The sequence below is a fragment of the Nonomuraea sp. NPDC026600 genome, from assembly GCF_040638335.1.
Classification (GTDB): domain Bacteria; phylum Actinomycetota; class Actinomycetes; order Streptosporangiales; family Streptosporangiaceae; genus Nonomuraea.
This window is the reverse complement of the sequence record NZ_JBEZYD010000003.1, coordinates 135,102-153,359: the sequence shown is the minus strand read 5'-3', so window position 1 is coordinate 153,359 and position 18,258 is coordinate 135,102. Positions and strand designations below refer to the sequence as shown.

At 72.6% G+C, this 18,258-nt stretch carries 17 protein-coding genes; 9 read left to right on the top strand and 8 right to left on the bottom strand.

The features are described 5' to 3' along the window. Position 1 precedes the first annotated feature (1 nt). Positions 2 to 955 carry a class A beta-lactamase gene (gene bla / locus AB0F17_RS07480; protein ID WP_358017819.1) on the bottom strand — a complete coding sequence of 318 codons (954 nt, stop codon included), beginning with the start codon at positions 953 to 955 and terminating at the stop codon, positions 2 to 4. A 112-nt stretch (positions 956 to 1,067) separates the two neighbouring features. Then, complete coding sequence (locus tag AB0F17_RS07475; protein WP_358017816.1) at positions 1,068 to 1,529, bottom strand: ATP-binding protein; 462 nt, start codon at positions 1,527 to 1,529, stop codon at positions 1,068 to 1,070. Positions 1,530 to 1,688: 159 nt separating this feature from the next. Here AB0F17_RS07475 and AB0F17_RS07470 point away from each other — a divergent pair, with 159 nt between their 5' ends. Genes AB0F17_RS07470 through AB0F17_RS07460 form a run of 3 tightly spaced genes read left to right on the top strand, consistent with a single transcriptional unit; the run spans position 1,689 to position 3,578 of the window. Further along, entirely contained in the window at positions 1,689 to 2,156 is a 468-nt protein-coding gene (locus tag AB0F17_RS07470; protein WP_358017813.1) for an adenylyltransferase/cytidyltransferase family protein, read from the top strand. A gap of 30 nt (positions 2,157 to 2,186) precedes the next feature. Continuing rightward, positions 2,187 to 2,774 (top strand): hypothetical protein, encoded by a 588-nt coding sequence (locus tag AB0F17_RS07465; RefSeq protein ID WP_358017810.1) that lies wholly within the window; start codon positions 2,187 to 2,189, stop codon positions 2,772 to 2,774. A gap of 51 nt (positions 2,775 to 2,825) precedes the next feature. Further along, positions 2,826 to 3,578 (top strand): DUF427 domain-containing protein, encoded by a 753-nt coding sequence (locus AB0F17_RS07460; RefSeq protein ID WP_358017807.1) that lies wholly within the window; start codon positions 2,826 to 2,828, stop codon positions 3,576 to 3,578. A gap of 6 nt (positions 3,579 to 3,584) precedes the next feature. Here the strand turns inward: AB0F17_RS07460 and AB0F17_RS07455 are convergent, their stop codons facing one another. Beyond that, entirely contained in the window at positions 3,585 to 4,595 is a 1,011-nt protein-coding gene (locus tag AB0F17_RS07455; protein WP_358017804.1) for a hypothetical protein, read from the bottom strand. Between the two features lie 174 nt (positions 4,596 to 4,769). Between AB0F17_RS07455 and AB0F17_RS07450 the strand changes: the two genes are divergently transcribed. The 3 genes from AB0F17_RS07450 to AB0F17_RS07440 are packed head-to-tail and all read left to right on the top strand — an operon-like array spanning position 4,770 to position 6,975. Then, on the top strand, positions 4,770 to 5,162 hold the full coding sequence (locus AB0F17_RS07450; RefSeq protein WP_358017800.1) for a GntR family transcriptional regulator: 393 nt from the start codon (positions 4,770 to 4,772) through the stop codon (positions 5,160 to 5,162). Then, complete coding sequence (locus AB0F17_RS07445) at positions 5,159 to 6,013, top strand: ABC transporter ATP-binding protein (protein ID WP_358017797.1); 855 nt, start codon at positions 5,159 to 5,161, stop codon at positions 6,011 to 6,013. The genes AB0F17_RS07450 and AB0F17_RS07445 overlap by 4 nt, the downstream gene beginning before the upstream one ends. Further along, the gene (locus AB0F17_RS07440; RefSeq protein WP_358017794.1) at positions 6,010 to 6,975 is read left to right on the top strand and encodes a hypothetical protein; all 966 of its coding nucleotides are present in this window, start codon (positions 6,010 to 6,012) and stop codon (positions 6,973 to 6,975) included. The genes AB0F17_RS07445 and AB0F17_RS07440 overlap by 4 nt, the downstream gene beginning before the upstream one ends. Positions 6,976 to 6,994: 19 nt before the next feature. Here AB0F17_RS07440 and AB0F17_RS07435 read toward each other — a convergent pair whose 3' ends face one another. Both AB0F17_RS07435 and AB0F17_RS07430 read right to left on the bottom strand, forming a co-directional pair. Continuing rightward, on the bottom strand, positions 6,995 to 7,591 hold the full coding sequence (locus AB0F17_RS07435; RefSeq protein WP_358017791.1) for a TIGR03086 family metal-binding protein: 597 nt from the start codon (positions 7,589 to 7,591) through the stop codon (positions 6,995 to 6,997). Positions 7,592 to 7,630: 39 nt separating this feature from the next. Continuing rightward, positions 7,631 to 8,281 carry a TetR/AcrR family transcriptional regulator C-terminal domain-containing protein gene (locus AB0F17_RS07430; protein ID WP_358017788.1) on the bottom strand — a complete coding sequence of 217 codons (651 nt, stop codon included), beginning with the start codon at positions 8,279 to 8,281 and terminating at the stop codon, positions 7,631 to 7,633. A gap of 94 nt (positions 8,282 to 8,375) precedes the next feature. Between AB0F17_RS07430 and AB0F17_RS07425 the strand changes: the two genes are divergently transcribed. Next, positions 8,376 to 9,857 carry an FAD-dependent monooxygenase gene (locus AB0F17_RS07425; protein ID WP_358017785.1) on the top strand — a complete coding sequence of 494 codons (1,482 nt, stop codon included), beginning with the start codon at positions 8,376 to 8,378 and terminating at the stop codon, positions 9,855 to 9,857. Here the strand turns inward: AB0F17_RS07425 and AB0F17_RS07420 are convergent. The 3 genes from AB0F17_RS07420 to AB0F17_RS07410 are packed head-to-tail and all read right to left on the bottom strand — an operon-like array spanning position 9,850 to position 14,105. Then, entirely contained in the window at positions 9,850 to 11,112 is a 1,263-nt protein-coding gene (locus AB0F17_RS07420) for a M20/M25/M40 family metallo-hydrolase (RefSeq protein WP_358017782.1), read from the bottom strand. The genes AB0F17_RS07425 and AB0F17_RS07420 overlap by 8 nt on opposite strands. After that, a complete protein-coding gene (locus AB0F17_RS07415) occupies positions 11,109 to 13,049 on the bottom strand; it encodes a prolyl oligopeptidase family serine peptidase (RefSeq protein WP_358017779.1) in 1,941 nt (646 codons plus the stop codon). Before AB0F17_RS07415 ends, AB0F17_RS07420 begins: the two co-directional genes overlap by 4 nt. A gap of 3 nt (positions 13,050 to 13,052) precedes the next feature. Next, entirely contained in the window at positions 13,053 to 14,105 is a 1,053-nt protein-coding gene (locus AB0F17_RS07410; RefSeq protein ID WP_358017776.1) for a C39 family peptidase, read from the bottom strand. Between the two features lie 83 nt (positions 14,106 to 14,188). Here AB0F17_RS07410 and AB0F17_RS07405 point away from each other — a divergent pair, with 83 nt between their 5' ends. After that, a complete protein-coding gene (locus tag AB0F17_RS07405; protein ID WP_358017773.1) occupies positions 14,189 to 15,559 on the top strand; it encodes an SWIM zinc finger family protein in 1,371 nt (456 codons plus the stop codon). Continuing rightward, entirely contained in the window at positions 15,556 to 18,195 is a 2,640-nt protein-coding gene (locus AB0F17_RS07400; protein WP_358017770.1) for a DUF6493 family protein, read from the top strand. Before AB0F17_RS07405 ends, AB0F17_RS07400 begins: the two co-directional genes overlap by 4 nt. Positions 18,196 to 18,258 lie beyond the last annotated feature (63 nt).

The following is an 18,258-nucleotide window of genomic DNA, read 5'->3' as shown; positions in this document are numbered from 1 at the left end:
GTTACGGGAGTTTGCCCAGGCCGCGGGCGAGGATGGTGGCGGTGGCGGCGATGGTCTTCTCGTCGTTGGCGGCGTCGGCGGCCGGCCGGTTGGTGTAGATCGCCATGATGATGGGGGCGGCACCCTTGGCGGGCCAGACGACCGCGATGTCGTTGGCCGTCCCGTACGTCGAGCCGGTGCCGGTCTTGTCGCCGACCGTCCAGGTCTTGGGCAGGCCGGCGCGGATGCGGGCGCCGCCGGTGGTGTTCGCCGTCAGCCAGTCGTTCAGGGTCGCCCGGTCCTTGGCGTCGAGCGCGTCACCGGCCGTGACCTTGCGGAGGTCGCGGGCGATGGACGCGGGAGTGGTGGTGTCCCGCCGCTCCTTGGGGGTCCAGTCGTTGAGCTCGGTCTCCCAGCGGTCCAGGCGGGAGACCGGGTCCTTCAGCGTACGGAAGTACCGGGTCAGGCCGGCCGGCCCGCCGATCTGCTTCAGCACCATGTTGGCGGCGGTGTTGTCGCTGTAGGTGATCGCGGCCTTGCACAACTCGGCGACGGTCAGCCCGTCCGCCACGTGCTTCTCGGTCACCGGCGAATTCGGCTTCAGGTCGTCGGCCGTCCAGCGGATGACCCGCTCCATCAGGCCCGGGTCCGAGGTGCGGGCCTTGTGCAGCGCGGCGGCGGAGGCCATCGCCTTGAAGGTGGACAGCAGCGGGAAGCGCTCACCCGACCGGTAGGCGATCGTCTTCCCCGTGGCCGTGTCCAGGGCGTACGCGCCGATGCGGCCCTTGAAAGACGCCTCAAGCGCGCGCAGCTCGCTCTGGGCGCTCGAGGCGTCCCGCAGGCCGCTCACCGCCTTCGAGGGTGCCGTCGCCGCCGAGGCGGTGCCCGTCCCATAGACGCCGCCCCCAAGGAGGGAGATCGTCAGCGCGGCCGCTTGCAGCGCGGCCGGGAAGCGACGGGCGCGGGGGTTTCGCATGCCATGTCCTTGCTCTCGTCCAACAGAGGAGAGGAGCACAGCAGATCGGATCAGGTGATGTCTAATATCGATATCGAGAACGGCTCCATATCTGTTCTTGCATGGTTGCAGGTCAGAGCGCCTCCGCTGACCGTTGCGCGGGGATCGTCACCAGTCGTAACTCGAACCACACGGCCGTCGCGCCGCTCTCGCGGACGACCCCCCACCGGTGGCTGAGCGCCTCGATCAGCGGCAGTCCGCGCCCGCTGGTCGCCTGCGTCCCGGTACGGCACGCGCACGGCACCCCGCTCGACCCCCCGTCCTTCACCAGCACCCGCACCAGGGGCCCCGCGGAGTGCACCGACACCGTGAACCAGCCGCCGTCGCCGGAGCGGGAGTGCAGGATCGCGTTCGTGGCCAGCTCGCTGGTGAGCAGCACGCAGTCGTCGTACAGCGGATGGTCGCGGCCGAGCGCCGCCGTCACCAGCCCTCTCACCCTCGCCACCTGGGACGGAGTCCCCCGGAACCGGACGACGAACGCGGCGTTGCCGGGCTCCTCGCCTCCTTCGACGCTGTGAAAGTCCGGCGGTGCCACGGCGACCTCCCCGATTACGGCGACGTCATGAGACGCGTCAGACGGGTGCGAGAGGTTATTGCGAAAAGGTAGGAATGCCCTTTCCCGCGATCGCTTGCGCACCCGTTCCGGCCGACCGAGTACGCTGCGATCGACGAGTCGACTAGGAGGGGTGCCTGCGTGAGCAGCCTGGAGGCCGTCTGGGTGCAGCCATACGACCACCCGGGGGCCGTGTTCGTGACCGGAGTCTTCGACATCCTGCACGTCGGCCACGTGCGTTATCTGGGTGACGTGGCCGGGCGCGGGCTGCCGCTGGTGGTCGGCGTGGAGGACGATCCACGCGTACGCGCCTGGAAGGGACCCACACGCCCGGTCAACCCGGCCGCCGAACGCGCCGAGGTGCTGGCCGCGCTCCGCTTCGTGAGCGGGGTGTTCATCGTGACCGGGCCCTCGGAGGCGCACGGCCCGGAGGACTACATCGACCTGCTCGCCCCCATGCGGCCCGGAGCGCTCGCGCACACCGCGGGCGACCCGCACGCGGGCGGCCGCTGCGCCGCCGCCGCGCTGCTGGGCGCCGAATGCTGGGAGCTGGAGGCCATCCCCAACCGCTCGACCACCAGGATCGTCAACGCGGCGGGCATGGGCTGACCTCTTCATGATCGCGTAGTCTTTGCTGTCATGACGGCGGACCTGGTGGCGAAGCGGGTGACCGACCTGCTGGCCCCGCAGGTGCTGGTGATCACCATGCCCCCGGCCGTGGGCCTGATCGCCCATGGCTGGAGCGGTGGCGCGTGGGGCCTGGCGGCCTCGGCGCTGTGCGGCGGCGTGCCCGCCTCGGTGATCGCGCTGGGTGTCCGGTCGGGGCGGCTCGACTCCCACCACATCGTCGACCGGGCCCGCCGCACCGGGCCGCTGCTGGCCGCCGTCGCCGCCGTGCTGGTCGCCCTGGTGCTGCTCGTCGCGCTGGGCGCGCCGACCCTGCTGGTGGCCACGGTGACCGCGATGCTCGTCGCTCTGGCCGTCACCGTGCCGGTCACGATGCGCTGGAAGATCTCCTTCCACGCCGCCGTCTGCGCGGGGACCGTGGTGGTGCTGGCCCACGTTCTGCCCGTGCTGCCGACCGCGCTCGCCGGGGCGGCCGTCGTGGCGGTGGTGTGCTGGGCCCGGGTACGACTGGCCCACCACACGTGGGCGCAGGTGGTGGCCGGGGCACTGGTGGGCACGGCGGCGACCTGGGCGACGCTGGCGGCGTTCGGTCTGTCGTAAGGGCCTTGAGACAGCTGGAATAGCGGCGGCCGGTTGGCGGTTGCGCCGAGCATGGAAGCGAAGGAAGCCACGAGCCGCGGCCGGGTGCGTGTCGAGCGCTCCGCCAAGCGTGTCAGGACCTACCTCGGCGGGCGGGTGGTGGCCGACACCACCCACGCCCTCCTGGTGTGGGAGATCCCCTATTACCCGACGTACTACTTCCCGCTGGCGGACGTGGAGGAGGCGGCGCTCAAGCAGACGGGCACGACCAAGCACTCGCCCAGCCGGGGGGACGGCGTCGTCTACACGGTCACCTCGGGAGGCGCGGAGGCCCCGGAGGCGGCCCTGGCGTACCCCGAGTCGCCGCTGGAGGACATCCGCGGGCACATCCGCTTCGAGTGGGACGCCATGCACGCCTGGTTCGAGGAGGACGAGGAGGTCTTCTTCCACCCGCGTGACCCGTACACCAGGGTCGACATCCTGCCGAGCTCGCGGCACGTACGCGTCGAGGTCGACGGCGTGACGGTGGCCGACTCGCGCAGCCCCCGCATCCTCTTCGAGACGGGCCTGCCCACCCGCTACTACCTGCCCAAGGTGGATGTCCGGTTCGATCTGCTCGAACACACCGAAACCGCCACCCACTGCCCGTACAAGGGCACGGCGGAGTACTGGACGGTCAACGGCCGCAAGGACCTCGCCTGGTCGTACCGGACGCCGCTGCCGGAGAGCGAGCGGGTCGCGGGGCTGGTCGCGTTCTACAACGAGAAGCTCGACATCTACCTCGACGGCGAGCTCCAGGAACGGCCGAAGAGCAAGTTCAGCTAAGGCCGGTCAGCGGCCGCTGCCGGCCGTAATACCGGAGTAGCCGGCCACCACCTCGACCTGGGCGGGTTTCCGGTCCTTGGGCGGGATGTGCGCCGCCACCTGGATCAGCTCGGTCATCTTCATGGAGTTGTAGTAGTGGCCACGCAGCAGGCCGCTGTCCTTCTGGAAGACGTAGTTGCGCTCCGGGCCCTGGCGCACGTCGTAGAGCCGGTCCCGCTGGAGCGTGGTGAAGGCCAGCGCGCCGCCGTCGGCGGTGCGCAGCGCGTACGACGGGTAGCGGGTGGCGGGCCGGACCGTCTCGGTGAGCTCCGCGTACCTGGCCATCTTCGCGCGGTTCGACGCCGCGCCGGTGGAGATGTCGTCGGCGGCGAAGAGGGTCTTGTCGGCCGCGGTGCCCTTGCCGCTCAGGTGGGCCGCGTAGCGCCGGGCGAAGTCGGCGGGCGACATGAGCAGCCCCTTGCCGTCCGCCTGGGCCACCTCGGCGGCGGCGCCCGCGCCGTCGGTCTTGACGCCCGGCAGCACGCCGGCCGTGCCGTCCTCGTACGAGTCGGGGGAGTACACCTGCCGCCAGCCGGCCGCCTCCCGCGCGAACAGCAGGTACGTCACCTCCTTGGCCGTCTCCTTGCCGCGCTGCCAGTGCGCGGTGGTGAGGAACCAGGCCGCGTCACCGGCGGGCGGCGCGTAGTAGGTGGGCTTGGTGTAGACGAAGGGCTTGTAGGTGTGGGCGGCCTGCTTGGTCAGCAGCCGGCTGGAGGTGTAGGCGGCCTTGTCGATGGCGAAGCTGGACCCGCCCTCGAACCCGGCCAGCAGCTTCTCACTCCTGGCCTGGTTGGCGGCGTTGTTGCGGTTGATGTAGCCGGCGATGATCGTGCCGCCTTCTTCGTCCGACACCGAGCGGCCGGCCCCCGGTGAGGCGGCGGCGGAGGAGGCCGGCGCCGCCTTCGGCTCCGCCGCTTTGCCGAGCCCTGGCAGGGCGGGCAGGGCGGAGCATCCCGCCAGCAGGCATCCCGCCGTCACGCTACCGATCACTGTGCCGAACCGCCGCACCCCTGTACCTCACCCTGCATAGACGGACTAAAACGCATAAAGGTAGCAGTAGTGACGGAACGGGATGTCGTCGCGGTGTCCGGTTGACAAGGAGCGCTCCCGTCCAACACCCTTTCACTATTGAATTAGGGAAAGGATTCTTTGATGATCGAGTTCTCCCTGGACCGCGGCTCGGGGGTGTCGACGTACCTGCAGCTCGTCCACCAGGTCAGGCAGGCGCTCCGGCTCGGGATGCTGCGGCCGGGCGACCAGTTGCCGACCGCGCGCGAGGTCGTCGAGAGCCTGGCGATCAATCCCAACACCGTGCTCAAGGCCTACCGCGAGCTCGAACGCGAAGGGCTGGTCGAGGGGCGCCCCGGGCAGGGGACGTTCGTGCTCCGAGCGATCCTCGGGGCGGGGCTCGCCGACCACACCCGGCTGCGCCGGAGCCTGGAGGGGTGGGTGCACGAGGCGCGGGAGGCGGGGCTCGATCTGGATGATCTGCGGGCGCTGTTCAACGTCGTCGTGACCGACGCGATGAAGGAGGGGGTGGCGTGAGGCCCGCGCTGGAGGCGACGGGCCTGGGCGTCCGTTACCGGCGCACGTGGGCGCTGCGCGACTGCTCGCTCTCCGTCCCGGCCGGGCGGGTCGCCGCGCTCGTCGGGCCGAACGGCGCGGGCAAGACCACGCTCATGCACGCCACCGCGGGCCTGATCACCCCCGACCGGGGCTCGGTCACGGTGTACGGCGAGGCGGCCTTCATGGCCCAGGACAAGCCGCTGTACGAGGGCTTCACCGTCGCCGAGATGCTCGCGTTCGGCCGCCGGCTCAACCCCGGCTGGGACGACACGGCCGCACGGAGCAGGCTCCGGACACTCGGCATCGGGCTCGACGGGAAGGTGGGCAAGCTCTCCGGCGGACAGCAAGCTCAGGTCGCGCTCACGCTCGTGCTGGCCAGGCACCCCGATCTGCTCGTGCTGGACGAGCCGCTGGCCAACCTCGACCCGCTGGCCAGGCACGACGTCATGCGGTCGATCATGGCCGAGGTCGCGGACCGCGGGCTGACCGTGCTGCTGTCCTCGCACGTGGTCTCCGACCTGGAAGACACCTGCGACTGGCTGGTCGTGCTGAACGGCGGGCGGCTGCAGGTCAGCGGCGACGTCGAGGAGCTCCTGGCCGAGCACCGCGTGCTGTCCGGCCCCGCCGAGCTGGCCGACGGGGTGGCGGCCAGGACGCGGGTCGTCGGCGCCACGTGCACCGCACGGCAGGCCACGCTGCTCGTACGGGGCGAGCCCGTGCTGGACCCGCGCTGGAACGTCCGGCCGGCCGGGCTCGAGGAGCTGGTCATGGCCTACCTGCGCAGCCCCGAGTCGGTGGCGCTGCCGGGGCTGGCGGGGGTGCGCGGATGATCTGGCTGACCTGGCGACAGCACCGGTCACAGATGGTGATCACCGCCGGTTTCCTGGCCGCGCTCGGGCTGCTGCTGCTCGGCTCGGCGGTGGAGGCGAAGCTCTACATCGCCGGCCACGCCCCGCCCGGTTGCCCGGGGCCCGCGGCGGTCTGCGGCGAGCTGGACGTGGTGCTGGGGCAGCGCTACGACGCGGTCTATACGATCTTCGGCTGGATGCCGCTGGTGCTGCCCGCGCTGATCGGCGCGTTCTGGGGCGCCCCGCTGCTGGGCCGCGAGTACGAGCGAGGCACCTACCGGCTGGCCTGGACCCAGTCGCTGCCCGTGGGGCGCTGGCTGGCGGTCAAGCTCGCCGTGCTGGGCGGGGCGGCGGTGGCCGGCGGCCTGCTGCTGTCGCTGATGGTGAGCCTGTGGCGGCCGGTGTTCCGCAGCGGGATCGACTCGGCGTTCGGCAACATCGGCGTGTTCAACATGGTCGGAGTCGCGCCGGCGGCGTGGTGGCTGTTCGCGTTCGCGCTCGGCACGCTGGCCGGGTCGCTGTTCCGGCGGACGGTGCCCGCCATGGCGCTGGTCGTGGCCGGGATCATGGCGAGCATGTTCACGCTGTTCGCGGTGAGCGACTACTACGCGGAGCCGGCGCGGGCCGAGCTGACGGACAGTGTCGTGATGAACGATCCCGACGTACGGCTGGTCGGCGTGGCGTGGGAGGAGCCGTCGGGCAGGGAGGTGGAGAGCCCGGCCGCCGGGGTGTGCCCGCGCCGGGTGGACGTCGGGCGGAGCAACCGCAACGCCGAGGCGTGGGAGCGGTGCCTGTTCGGCAAGGGCTACCGGTACGTCGTCTACTACCACCCGCCGGCGCGCTTCTGGCGCTTCCAGTGGATCGAGGCGGGGATGTTGACGGTGGCCTCGGTGGCGATGTTCGGCCTGGTCGTGCGGCGGACCGTGCGCGGCAGGTTCCGCTGACGCGCACGGGCCCGGGCGTTCAGGCGGTCCAGGCCGGGTTGCGGCCCAGGTAGCGGAGGAGCTCCGCGACCTCGTCGTCGCCCGGCTCGGCGGGCAGCACCGCGGCGTAGGCGCCCCACTGGCGCAGCGGCTCGACGATGCTCTTCGCCACCGGCAGCAGCTCCCTGGCCAGCTCCGGGGTCAGCGGCGAGGGCTGCCCGGTGGCCAGGGCGATGTCCCAGGCGTGCACCGCCGCGTCGAGCGCGCAGGCGCCCGCGCCGAGCGCGGGCGCCATCTTGTTCGGCGGCACCGGGACGGGCACCTCTTCGGCGTTCTTGTCGACCCCGGCCCAGGCCCTGGCCGAGCGCTCCATCGCCGCCTCCGCGTACGCCCCGGGTTCCTCGGCCAGCTCGCCCGACGGCTCGAACGGATTCTCGGCCGGACCCGGCTCGCCGGTGAGGAAGGCGGCGAAGCCGATCTGGTCGCCCGCGGCGTGCTGGAGCACCTGGGTGACGTTCCACTTCGCGCAGGGCGTCGGGAGGCTCCAGCCGCCGGCCGGGACGTTGCGCACGGCCTCGCGGAGCGCCCGGTGCGAGGCGTCGAGTACGTCCCAGCCGGTGGTCAGGTTGTCGCTCATGAGGGGTCCTTCCGTTCGTTCCGCTGTGCCTCTATGATATCAGAACGGAATGCTTTGTTCCAGTCCGGCGATGAGCATGTCCAGCGCACGCTCGAAGTCCCTGGCGTGATCGGTCTGGGGGATGTTCCGCAGCAGCTTGCTGAAATGGGGTAGCTGGGCCGGGTCCATCTCCTGGATGTAGACGCCGACCCGCTGTCGTCCCGCGTGGTCGCGGAAGTCGCCGCTGAACCCTGCCGTGGACAGCAGCAGCGACCCGAAGAGCAGGCCGTTCACCGCGCCGAGCGCGCGCCACACCCCCGCGTCGTCGAAACCCGCCTCGTACAGGGTGCCGACCAGGCTGTCGAGCGGAGTCAGTGCCCGTACGGAGGTCGGGTTCGCCTGGTCGGTCATCAGGGCGATCGGCACCACCGGAGAGCGGCTGAACACCTCATACATGCTCAGCGCCAGGGCCCGGATCCGCTGCTGCCAGGGCAGCGCCGGGTCGGGCAGCTCCACCTGACTGAAGGCCCGCTCCGCCAGGCCGTTCAGGATGTCGGCCTTGTTGGACACGTGGTTGTAGAGCGACATCGCCTCGACGCCGAGCGCCTTCGCCAGCCGCCGCATGGCAAGCCCTTGGAGACCCTCTTCCGCGGCCAATTCCAGGGCTGCGTCCAGGATCTTCTCCCTGTTCAGCGGCTCGCGCCGGGCCATTGTCGCTCCTCTTGCCGTAGGTCTCCGGTTGACAGAGCTTACGGTGTATGTTTCTACTTACGACGTAAGCATACACCGTAAGTAGGGAGATGCCGTGGACGCGGACGTACTGATCGTCGGCGGCGGGCCGGTCGGCCTGCTGCTGGCCTGCGAGCTGAAGGTGGCCGGCGTGGACCCGCTGGTGCTGGAGGCGGCCACCGGCCGGGAACGGGTCACGCGCAGCCTCGGGCTGCGCTCGCTCAACGGGCGCACCATGCACACGCTGGGGCTGCGCGGGCTGGTGGAGCCGCTGGCCGAGGCGCAGTGGGCGCTGTTCGACCAGCTGGCGACCGGCCGCGAGCCGGCGGAGGGCGACATCGTCGCCGGACTCGTGAACACGCTCCGCCAGGGCGTGAGCAGCGGGCACTTCAGCGGCCTGCCGCTGATCGGCGAGCCCGGCAACAGAACCCCCGAGATACTCCTGCTCAAGCAGCACCAGCTGGAGCGGGTCCTGGCCGATCGCGCGGCCGAACTCGGCGTCGGCGTGCGGTCCGGGTGCCGGGTCGTCGAGATCGCCGACGAGGGCACCGGCGTGGTCGCCACGCTCGCGGACGGCGGGACCGTACGGGCCGGGTACCTGGTGGGCTGCGACGGCGGCCGGAGCCTCGTGCGCAAGCGGTCCGGCATCCCGTTCTCGGGCACGTCCGCGACCATGACCGGGCGCACCGTGGTGGCCGAGCTGGCCGACCCCGGTGCGATCACCTCGTCCCTGCGCGGTCCCGGCGGGCTGGTGAACCAGTCGCTGGTGCCGGGGGAGATCGCCACCATCGAGTTCGACGGCGGTCCCGAGGAGCGGGACCTTCCGGTCACCGCCGAGGAGTTCCAGGAGAGCATCCGGCGGGTCAGCGGCACGGACGCGGTCGTCACCAGGCTGGAAGCGGGCATCCGCTACAGCGACAACACCCGCCACGCCGAGACGTACCGCCGGGGCCGCATCCTGCTCGCCGGAGACGCGGCGCACGTCCACTCGCCGATCGGCGGCCAGGGCCTCAACCTCGGCCTCCAGGACGCGGCCAACCTGGGCTGGAAGCTCGCCCTGGTGGTCCGCGGCCAGGCGCCCGAACGGCTCCTGGACACCTACACCGCCGAACGGCACCCGGTGGCGGCCCGCGTCCTGCGCAACACCAGGGCCCAGGTCGCCCTGATGCGGCCGGGGCCGCAGGTCGACGCGCTGCGTGAGGTGCTGACCGAGGTGCTGGAGTTCCCGGAGACCAAGCGGCACTTCATCGCCATGGCCAACGGCACGGACATCGACTACGCGCCGGACGCGCCGCATCCGCTGATCGGGCGGTTCCTGCCGGACTGGGAGATCGAGGGCGCCGGCTGGCTCAGGGACCTGCTGAGGGACGGCCGCGGCCTGCTGACGGGCCCGTCCGAGACCCGCGCGGCCGCCAAGGGCCGGGAAGACCACCTCCGCGTGCTGGAAGGCGCGCCGGACCAGGCCGCCCTGCTGGTACGCCCGGACGGCTACGTCGCCTGGGCCGGTGCGGAAGCCGGTCTCGCCGAGGCCCTCGACACCTGGTTCGGCCCTAGGTGAGCAGCCGGGTCAGCACGCGGGTGCCGAACTCCAGCCCCTCCACCGGCACCCGCTCGTCCTTCCCGTGGAACATCCCGAAGTAGTCCAGATCGGGCCGCAGCATGAGCGGCGCGAAGCCGTACCCCTTGATGCCGATGTCGGAGAACGACTTGGCGTCGGTGCCGCCGCTCATGACGTACGGCACCGGCCGGGCGAGCGGGTCCTCGGCCACGAGCGCGCCCGCGAGCGAGTCGAAGAACGGCGAGGGGTACGGCGCGGCCGGCGCGTCCTCCAGATTGACGAACTCCCTGGTGATCTTCGGCCCGAGCAGCTCGTCCATGGTCGACAGGAACTCCTCCTGAAGCCCCGGCAGGTAGCGGCCGTCCACGTGCGCGTGGGCCGTGGACGGCACGACGTTGACCTTGTAGCCCGCGTCGAGCATCGTCGGGTTGGCCGAGTTGCGGATCTGCGCCCTGAACAGGTGGCCGAGCGGTCCCAGCCGGGCCGCCTCCTCGTCGAGGCGGTCAAGGTCGATGGGCCGGCCGGTGATCTCCGACAGGCTCTGGAGCAGCGCCGCGACCGACGGCGTCAGGCGTACCGGCCACTGGTGGGCGGCCACCCGCGACAGGGCGTGCACCAGCGTCGCGACCGGGTTGTCCACCGCGGGCCTGGAGCCGTGGCCGGCCACGCCGTGGGCGGTGAGCTTCATCCAGGCCGTGCCGCGCTCGCCCACGGCGATCGGGTAGACGCGGTGCTCGCCGTCGGCGACGCTGAAGCCGCCCGACTCGCTGATCGCCTCCGTCACGCCGTCGAACAGCTCCCGGTGCTCGGCGACGGCGTGCCGCGAGCCGTAGTCGCCCGTCGCCTCCTCGTCGGCCAGGAACGCCAGCACCAGGTCACGCTTGGGACGCAGGCCGCTCGCCGCCATGCCGAGCACGGTCGATAGCGTCATCGCGCACGACCCCTTCATGTCGACCGCGCCCCTGCCGTAGACGCAGCCGTCGGTGATCTCACCCGAGAACGGGTGCATCCGCCACTCGGCCGGGTCGGCGGGCACCACGTCGAGGTGGCCGTGGATGAGCAGCGCGTCGCGGGAGTCGCCGTCGATCCGGGCGACCACGGTCGTCCGCTTCGGCGCCGACTCGAACACCGCCGGCTCCAGACCGGCGTCGGCCAGCAACGTGGCCACGTACTCGGCCGCCGGGCGCTCGCCGGACCCCGGATTGGTGGTGTCGAACCTGATCAGGTCCGAGCAGATTTCGCCGACGCTCTTCACGGCCGTCCCTTCAGCTTGAGCGGTGCCACTTCGGGCGTCTCGAACCCGAAGATCAGTCCGTAGAAGGCCAGCTCGGCCTCCAGCACCGCCACGATGGTCTCCTCCCGGCGCCAGCCGTGCTGCTCACCGGCGAAGGTGAGCAGGGCCCACTGCTTGCCGTGCCGGTCCAGCTCGGCGACGAACCGCTCCGCCTGGCCCACGTCCACGATCGCGTCCTCCAGGCCGTGCAGCATCAGGCACGGCCCAGAGGTCCGCGCGGCGTGCAGCAGCGGCGAGCGGTCGGTGTAGCGCCGCCGGGTCTCGGGCAGCGGCCCGATCAGGCCGTCGAGGTAGCGCGACTCGAAGTCGTGCGTCTCGGCCGCCCAGCTCTCCGGGTCGGTGATCGCGTAGTGCGCGGCGCCGCCCGCGAACACGTCGCTGTGCACCAGCGCCGCGACCGTGGTCCAGCCACCGGCGCTGCCGCCGCGGATCGCGATCCTGGCCGCGTCGGCCCGGCCCAGCTCGACCAGCCCGCGCGCCACCCTGGCGCAGTCGTCCACGTCGACCACGCCCCACTCGTGCCGCAGCCGCTCGCGGTAGGCGCGGCCGTAGCCGGTGGAGCCGCCGTAGTTCACCTTGGCCACGCCGAGGCCCCGGCTGGTGAAGTAGGCGAGCTCCAGGTCGAGCGTCATCGTGTAGTTGCCGGTGGGCCCGCCGTGCGCGAAGACCACGTACGGCGCGGGACCCTCGACGCCGGTCGGGTGGTACAGGTGCGCGTGCACGCCCTCGATCGTGACCGCCTCGGGCGTCGGCAGCAGCGCCCGGTCGGGCAGCGGCTTCGGCGCCGACACCGCCTCGTGCGCGCCGCCGTCGAGGTCGACCACGGTCACCTCCGCCGGCGTGTACGGCGTGGCGGACACCGACACGGCCTTGCCCCCGGCGGCCGAGATCGTCGGAGCCCAGTACGTCGCCTCGCCGCCGAGGTCGCGCAGGTCGCCGCGCTCCGGGTCCAGGACGCTCAGGAGGCGGCGGCCGGCGGTGCCGTGCACGACCACCAGGCGGTCGCCGGCGATCGCGAAGAAGGTGCTGCCGGGCTTCCAGGGCGCGGTGCCGACCTCGGACTCCACCGGGGTGAGGTTGCGGCCGCCCGAGCCGTCGCGGGCGACGAGGTGGATGTTCCACCAGCCGGTCGGGTCGGTGACCGCGTACAGGGCGTGCTCGTCGCGCCATTCCGCCTGGATGACGGACTCCGCCGGGCCGCCCGCGACCACCTGGTACGGTCCGGCGGTGCCGTCCTGGCCGAGGGGGGCGACGCACAGCTCGGTGCCGTCCCAGGGCATGTTCGGGTGGTCCCAGCCGATCCAGGCGACATATCCGCCGTCGGGGGAGATGCGGGGGTTCATCAGGAAATGTTGGGCTTTGGTGATCACTCTGAGCGGGCCGCCGGCGAGGGGCACCGCGACCAGGTCGCGCACGTCGTCCTGCTCGCGCACGGCCCACACCTCCTCCCGGCCCGGCGGCAGGTAGAGGTCGGCGTAGCGCGCCGACCCCTCAGGCGTGAGCGCCACGGGCCCACCCGCCACGGGCCCACCAGGTGCGGGCCCACCCGCCACGGGCTCGGCGGCCGCGCCTCCGTTTGCGGCCGCCTCGCCTGTCGCGGGTGGGCCGTCCAGGAGGTAGACGCGTTGGTCGGCCCAGTGGGTGAAGACCAGGCCGCCGCCGGGCAGCGGGCGCCAGGACCGGCCGCCGTACTCGACCACGCGGTTGCGCGCGTTCCACCCCTGGGGCAGGGCGTCGACCAGCGAGCCGTCCGGCAGGCGGCGCACCACGCAGCGCCGGCCGCCCTCATGTGGGCGCGGATCGTCCCACCAGACCTCCAGCCCGGCGGGCGTGGCGACGGCCTCCACCCACTGGGGACCGCCATCGGTCCGGGCCACATCGATCGGTCGAATGCTCATATGTCACCAATTGCCAGGGGACGGGGGCAAGGAATGCTCGGGCGGGTGGATGACGTACACGATGCCGCCGCTGCCCGAGCTCCTGAGCCAGACGTTCTCGAACGCGGCCCGCGGATAGACCCGGCGCACATCGGCGTCGCTCGGCGCGGCCGGGTCGTTGACGACGACGTCGCCCTCGGCGGTGAAACCGGTGACGACCAGGATGTGCCCGCCCGAGGAGAAGCCGGACCCCGGCAGCTCGTGCGCCTTGAACGCCAGCGACACGATCACCGGGATCCCCGCCCGGACGAACAGGTCCAGCTCGGTCGCCGAGCGCAGCCTGGTCACGAACCCGGCCAGCCCGAAACGGCCCGCGTAGGCCACGTTGAACGGCCAGTTGCCGGTGCCCTGGTAGCTGTGGTCGAAGGTGCCGAGCGCGGCGTGGTCGACCACGGGACTCGGGTCGCCGGCCACCACCCAGGCCAGCTCCTCAGGATCGGGACCGCGGCCCCAGAAGCCGAGGACCATCGCCACCGAGGCGGGGCTGCACCAGTTGGCGCCCCCGCCGTCCAGCTCCGGATGGTGACCGGCATGGGTGTACTGCGAGTGCCGGGGCACCACCAGCTCGACGGCCTCGGCCCTGCCGGGACGGCTCGGGACGGGCGGACGCCGGGAGGGGGCGGAGGCCATCACGCCCAGGCAGTCCACGCGGGCGCCCGCGCCGTGTTGCGTGACCCGCACCCGATAGGCCGTGACCGGCCGCCGCGCCACGAACGTGTCGACGGCCACGTCGCCGTCCTCGTCCCCCTGGCCGGGAAACGAGGTGCGGACCTCGCCGTGCTCGGCCCAGCGGCCCATGACGTACCACTTCGACAGCTCACCCGCCGAGATCCTGACCTGCAGCTCCACCTCGATCCAGGTGCCGGGCGGGGTCAGCGCGGTCCACGAGGGGACGAGCTGGGTGGCGGTGAAGCCGATGCGTTGTTCCGGGCTGGTCCATGAGGTGAAAGGGGTGGCCGGCATGGCGAAGCGGGCGAAGGCGACGCGGGCCAGGTCCACGGTGAGCACCGAACCCATTGTGGTTTCGCACCGGTTGTCGCGCATCGGAAGGTTTACGTACTGCGGTGATCCTGTCGGTGGTGATCTCTAATGTTCCGGCCATGACTCAAGCAGTGCAGGCGTATTCCTACGCCGGACCCTCCCTGCTCGCCGACGGCAGACTCGGTCTCTCGACGTCCGGTGGGACGGCGTTATCCGGTCCCCAGACCCATCCCCGATTCTTCAGCGGCCTGCTCACCCAGGCGGCGCCGGCCGCCGCGGGCCTGCTGGCCGTGGCCGACGTGGCGCTCACCCGCTACCACCAGCCCCGCCCCGGCTGGACCCGCGACCCGGTGGTGACCTGCGACGGGGACCGGCTCAGGTTCGAGTCGTTCTCCGCCTGCGGCGGCGTCTACGCCCGGCTCGACGTGCTCGCCCTCGACGGCGACGTGCTCGACCGCGGCACCACGAACGTCGACGTCAACGGCCCGCTCCGCGAGGCCCTGGCCAGGGTGGGCGGCAGGGACCCGCTCCACCTGGGCGTCGGGCCCGACGAGATGGCGGTGACCACGCTCGACGGCGCGGTCGTGGAGAAGAAGGTGCCGCTGCCGTCGCGCTGGCTGCGCGGCTTCGCCGAGGTGCAGGTGATCGCGGCCGCCTTCGACCTGCGGGCCGAGCTGCACGGGCCGCAGGCCGTACGCTTCCTGCGCTCGCTGCCGAAGCGGGCGAACGCCACCGTCTGGGCCATCCCCGCGGGCCGTGACCTGCGGGTGGCGACCGCGCCCGCCCCCGGCGGCGTCTGCCTGTCCGGGGCCGGCCGGATCGCCACGCTGATGCCGCTGCTCAGGTTCGCCAAGGCACTGCGCGTGTACGGCCCGGCGGGCGGTCCCGGGCGCCAGGCGAGCGGCCCGGCGGGCGGCGCCGAGCACCAGGCGAGCGCCTGGGAGCTGGAGCTGCCCGGCATGCGCTACACCCTGGCGATCTCGCCGCAGCCGTGGCGTGGCTTCTCCGGAGAGGGCGCGGTGCTCGCCGACCTGGCCACCGACGAGGCCGCCGAGGACGCCGACGTGGTGGGGATGCTGCTCAACTTCGAGCCCGCCGTGGAGATCGGGCTGCTGGCCGACCGTTCGGGCCTGCCACCGTCGCGGGTACGCGCCGCGCTGACCCAGCTCGGCACGTCCGGGCGCGTCGGCTACGACCTGCACGAGGCCGCCCACTTCCACCGCGAGCTCCCCTACGACCGGGACCAGGTCGCCGAGCTCAACCCGCGCCTCACCGCCGCCCGCGCGCTGGTCGACTCGGGCGCGGTGCGCCTCTCCGGCGAAACGGCGGAGGTGACAACCGATGGCGGCGTACGGCTGGTCCGCCTCGCGGAGGGGTCCTGCACCTGTCCGTGGTGGTTCGACCATGCCGGGTCGCGCGGACCGTGCAAGCACGTACTCGCCGCCCGGATCGCCGCCCGTGCCCGTGCCCGTGCCGGGGCCGAGGCGTGAGCGCTTGGGAGGCCGTCGAGGAGGCCATCGCCACCCGTGACACGGGGAAGGTCGCGGAGATCGTGCTCGGGCTCGACGACCAGGAAAGGAAGGAGGTGGCCGGACGGCTGCCCGGCCACTTCCCCGCGGCCAGGCAGCGGTTCACGCTCTCGCTCGCACCCGACTGGCCCTGGCAGGGCGGCATGAATGTCGGCGACGACTGGATCGAGCCGATGCGCGTCGCCGGGGCGGGCACCATCGGCGGCGCGGCCGCCGTCGCCGCCTGGCTCAACCGCCGCGAGTTCGCGGGCCTGCGGCCCCAGCCGGACGAACTGGAGCCGCTGCTCCGGGTGCTCGCCGCCCGGCCGCAGGAATGGCAGGCCGACCTGGCGATCCGCGTCGCGCGGCGGCTCAGGGTCCTGAGCCCGACCACCGAGCAGGGCGGCCGGCTGGCGCTCCTCCTGCTCCGGCGCAGCGGGGCGGTCCCGCCCGCGCACGATCCGCTGGTGGTCGCCTGGGTCGGCGAACCGCCCACCGCGCGGCGACTGCGCGAGGACCCGCTGCTCGGCCACCTGCTCCCGCTGATCTTCGAGGCGGAGGGCGTGGGCAGGGCGCTGCAAGGGGAGCAGATCGCCCCGCTCATGCCCGGCACCTGGCTGGCGTCACTGGCGGTGCTCCAGAGCGAGGGCACGATCGACCGGGGGCTGCTGCTCGACGGCTGCGTCCGCCGCTTCCTGCGCGGCGGCTCGGCCGGCGACCTGCGCTTCTTCGCCCGGCTGCACGAGCTCGTCGAGCCGACCTACGCCGAGGTCGACTCGCGCGCCCGCGACTACCTGCGGCTGCTGCCCGCCGCGCCGGCAGCGGTCGCCGAGCTGGCGCTGCGGCACCTGCGCCGCCTCGAAGCGCTCGACCCCGAAGATGTGGCCGAGGCCCTGCAGGCGCTGCTGTTCCGGCCCGAGCGCAAGCTGGTGTCGGCCGGGCTGACCTGGCTCGACCAGGCCGCCCGCGACGCCGGTGACAATGCCGACGAGTACGCCCTGGCCTTGGCGTACGCCTTCGCGTGCGAGTCCGGCGACATCCAGGAACGGGCCGTACGGCTGGCGCTCAAGCACGGTAAGCGGTTCACCCTCGCAGGCGCCGAGGTGATCCGTGACGCACTCGGGCTGCTGCCGCCGGACCTCGGCGAGCAGCTCGTGGCGGTGTTCGGCGGTGAGGTGGCGGCCGACGAGGACGACGGCTTCGTGCCCGTGCCGCTGCCCGAGCTCTCCTTGCCGGCCGCCGGCTTCGCGCCGATCGGGGACATCCGGGAGCTGGACACCTTCCCCGACCGCGAGGACTGGCAGGGTGCCGAACGCTGGCTGGCGGCGTTCGTCCGGTTCTGTACCGATGACCGTGACCTGCTCCGCTCGGTGCTGGCCCGCTGGACGAGCTGGCCGACCCGGCTGGACGTGCAGCCGGAGTGGCGCTACCTCGAGCAGTGGTCTGAGGCGATGGCCAGGCAGATCGTCACGCCCGGGATCCGGCTCGGCCCGCCGTCCGCGCAGTCGTCGTCGCTGTTGCCGTCGCCCGCGCGGGTGTCGCCGCCGCACCTGTTCCTGCTGCGGCGCTGGGCGGAGGTCCATTTCGCGCTGCGGGCGGGCACGCTGCCGCCGTATCTGCTGGCCACCCCCACCAGCGGCACCGGGCACCTGGATCCCGGCGTGCTGGTCGATCGGCTCGAAGGCTACGAACGTACCGGCGCCAAGGCCATGGACGCCGACCTGTGGCAGGCGCTCCTGCGGCTGCCCCGCTCGATCGCGCCCGAGGTGGCGGCGCGGGCGGGTGGGCTGACGTCCGGGGCGGGCGTCACGGCCGCGCGATGGATGAACGGCGGCCGCCTCTCGCCGGCGACCGCCGTCGGGTGGACGCGCGGCGGCTCCACCGCCTACGCCGGAGACCGCGAACCCTCCGGCGGGGAGCATCCCGACCTCGTGCCCAGGATCGATCTGCCGTCCGGCGAGCCCGGCCTGCTCCGCGACCTGCTCGCCGACCCGAACGCCTCACGCCGGGAAGGCAGCGACGTCTACATGCTGTGGTGGCCCGCCCTGCTGCCGTCGGACCGGGAGGCGGTGGCGCTGCACGCCCTGCCGTTCCTGCTCTACCACTGGAACACGCCCGGGGTGGAGCCCGGCGTGCTGAGGGCGCTGGCTCGGGCCGAGGGGCCGGCGGGTGAGGGGGTGGCGCTGCTTCTGGCGTACTTCCTGGTCGAGCGCGACTCGCCGCTGGGTAAGGCGCAGCCCAACGAAGGGGTCCGGGTGCTGGTCAGGATGGCCGAGCGGGGCGACCTGCCCGCCGCCGAGGTGGGGCGGCAGCTCGCGTTGCTGCTGCGCAGGGCCTGGTTCAAGCTGGGCGCGGTGGTGGAGTCGCTGGAGAGCGCGGCTCGGCACGGGGCGCACGTGGAGGTGTGGGAGGTGGTGGCCGGGTTCCTGGCCGCCTACCTGCCCGGGCCGGGGGAGCGTCCGCAGACCGCCCACACGCAGGCACTCGGTTTCGCCGTACGGGTGGCGTCATGGGCGGGGGCCCGGGGGGAGCTGCCGTGCGTCGCGGAGATCGCGCGGCGCAAGGGGAGCAGCGGCTTCGTGCGTGAGGCGCGCCGCCTGCACGCCCGGCTCGGCTGATCCGCCCGCCCACCCGCCCGTCCGCCTGGCTCGGCTGATCCATTTGCCCGCTCGGCTCGTCCA

Excerpts from the sequence above, each read along its gene's own strand:
- AB0F17_RS07450 (WP_358017800.1), top strand. The coding sequence starts at position 4,770 with ATGATCGAGTTCTCCCTGGACCGCGGCTCGGGGGTGTCGACGTACCTG.
- AB0F17_RS07430 (WP_358017788.1), bottom strand. The coding sequence starts at position 8,281 with ATGGCCCGGCGCGAGCCGCTGAACAGGGAGAAGATCCTGGACGCAGCC.
- AB0F17_RS07435 (WP_358017791.1), bottom strand. The coding sequence starts at position 7,591 with ATGAGCGACAACCTGACCACCGGCTGGGACGTACTCGACGCCTCGCAC.
- AB0F17_RS07405 (WP_358017773.1), top strand. The coding sequence starts at position 14,189 with ATGACTCAAGCAGTGCAGGCGTATTCCTACGCCGGACCCTCCCTGCTC.
- AB0F17_RS07440 (WP_358017794.1), top strand. The coding sequence starts at position 6,010 with ATGATCTGGCTGACCTGGCGACAGCACCGGTCACAGATGGTGATCACC.
- AB0F17_RS07465 (WP_358017810.1), top strand. The coding sequence starts at position 2,187 with ATGACGGCGGACCTGGTGGCGAAGCGGGTGACCGACCTGCTGGCCCCG.
- bla (WP_358017819.1), bottom strand. The coding sequence starts at position 955 with ATGCGAAACCCCCGCGCCCGTCGCTTCCCGGCCGCGCTGCAAGCGGCC.
- AB0F17_RS07410 (WP_358017776.1), bottom strand. The coding sequence starts at position 14,105 with ATGGGTTCGGTGCTCACCGTGGACCTGGCCCGCGTCGCCTTCGCCCGC.
- AB0F17_RS07460 (WP_358017807.1), top strand. The coding sequence starts at position 2,826 with ATGGAAGCGAAGGAAGCCACGAGCCGCGGCCGGGTGCGTGTCGAGCGC.
- AB0F17_RS07415 (WP_358017779.1), bottom strand. The coding sequence starts at position 13,049 with ATGAGCATTCGACCGATCGATGTGGCCCGGACCGATGGCGGTCCCCAG.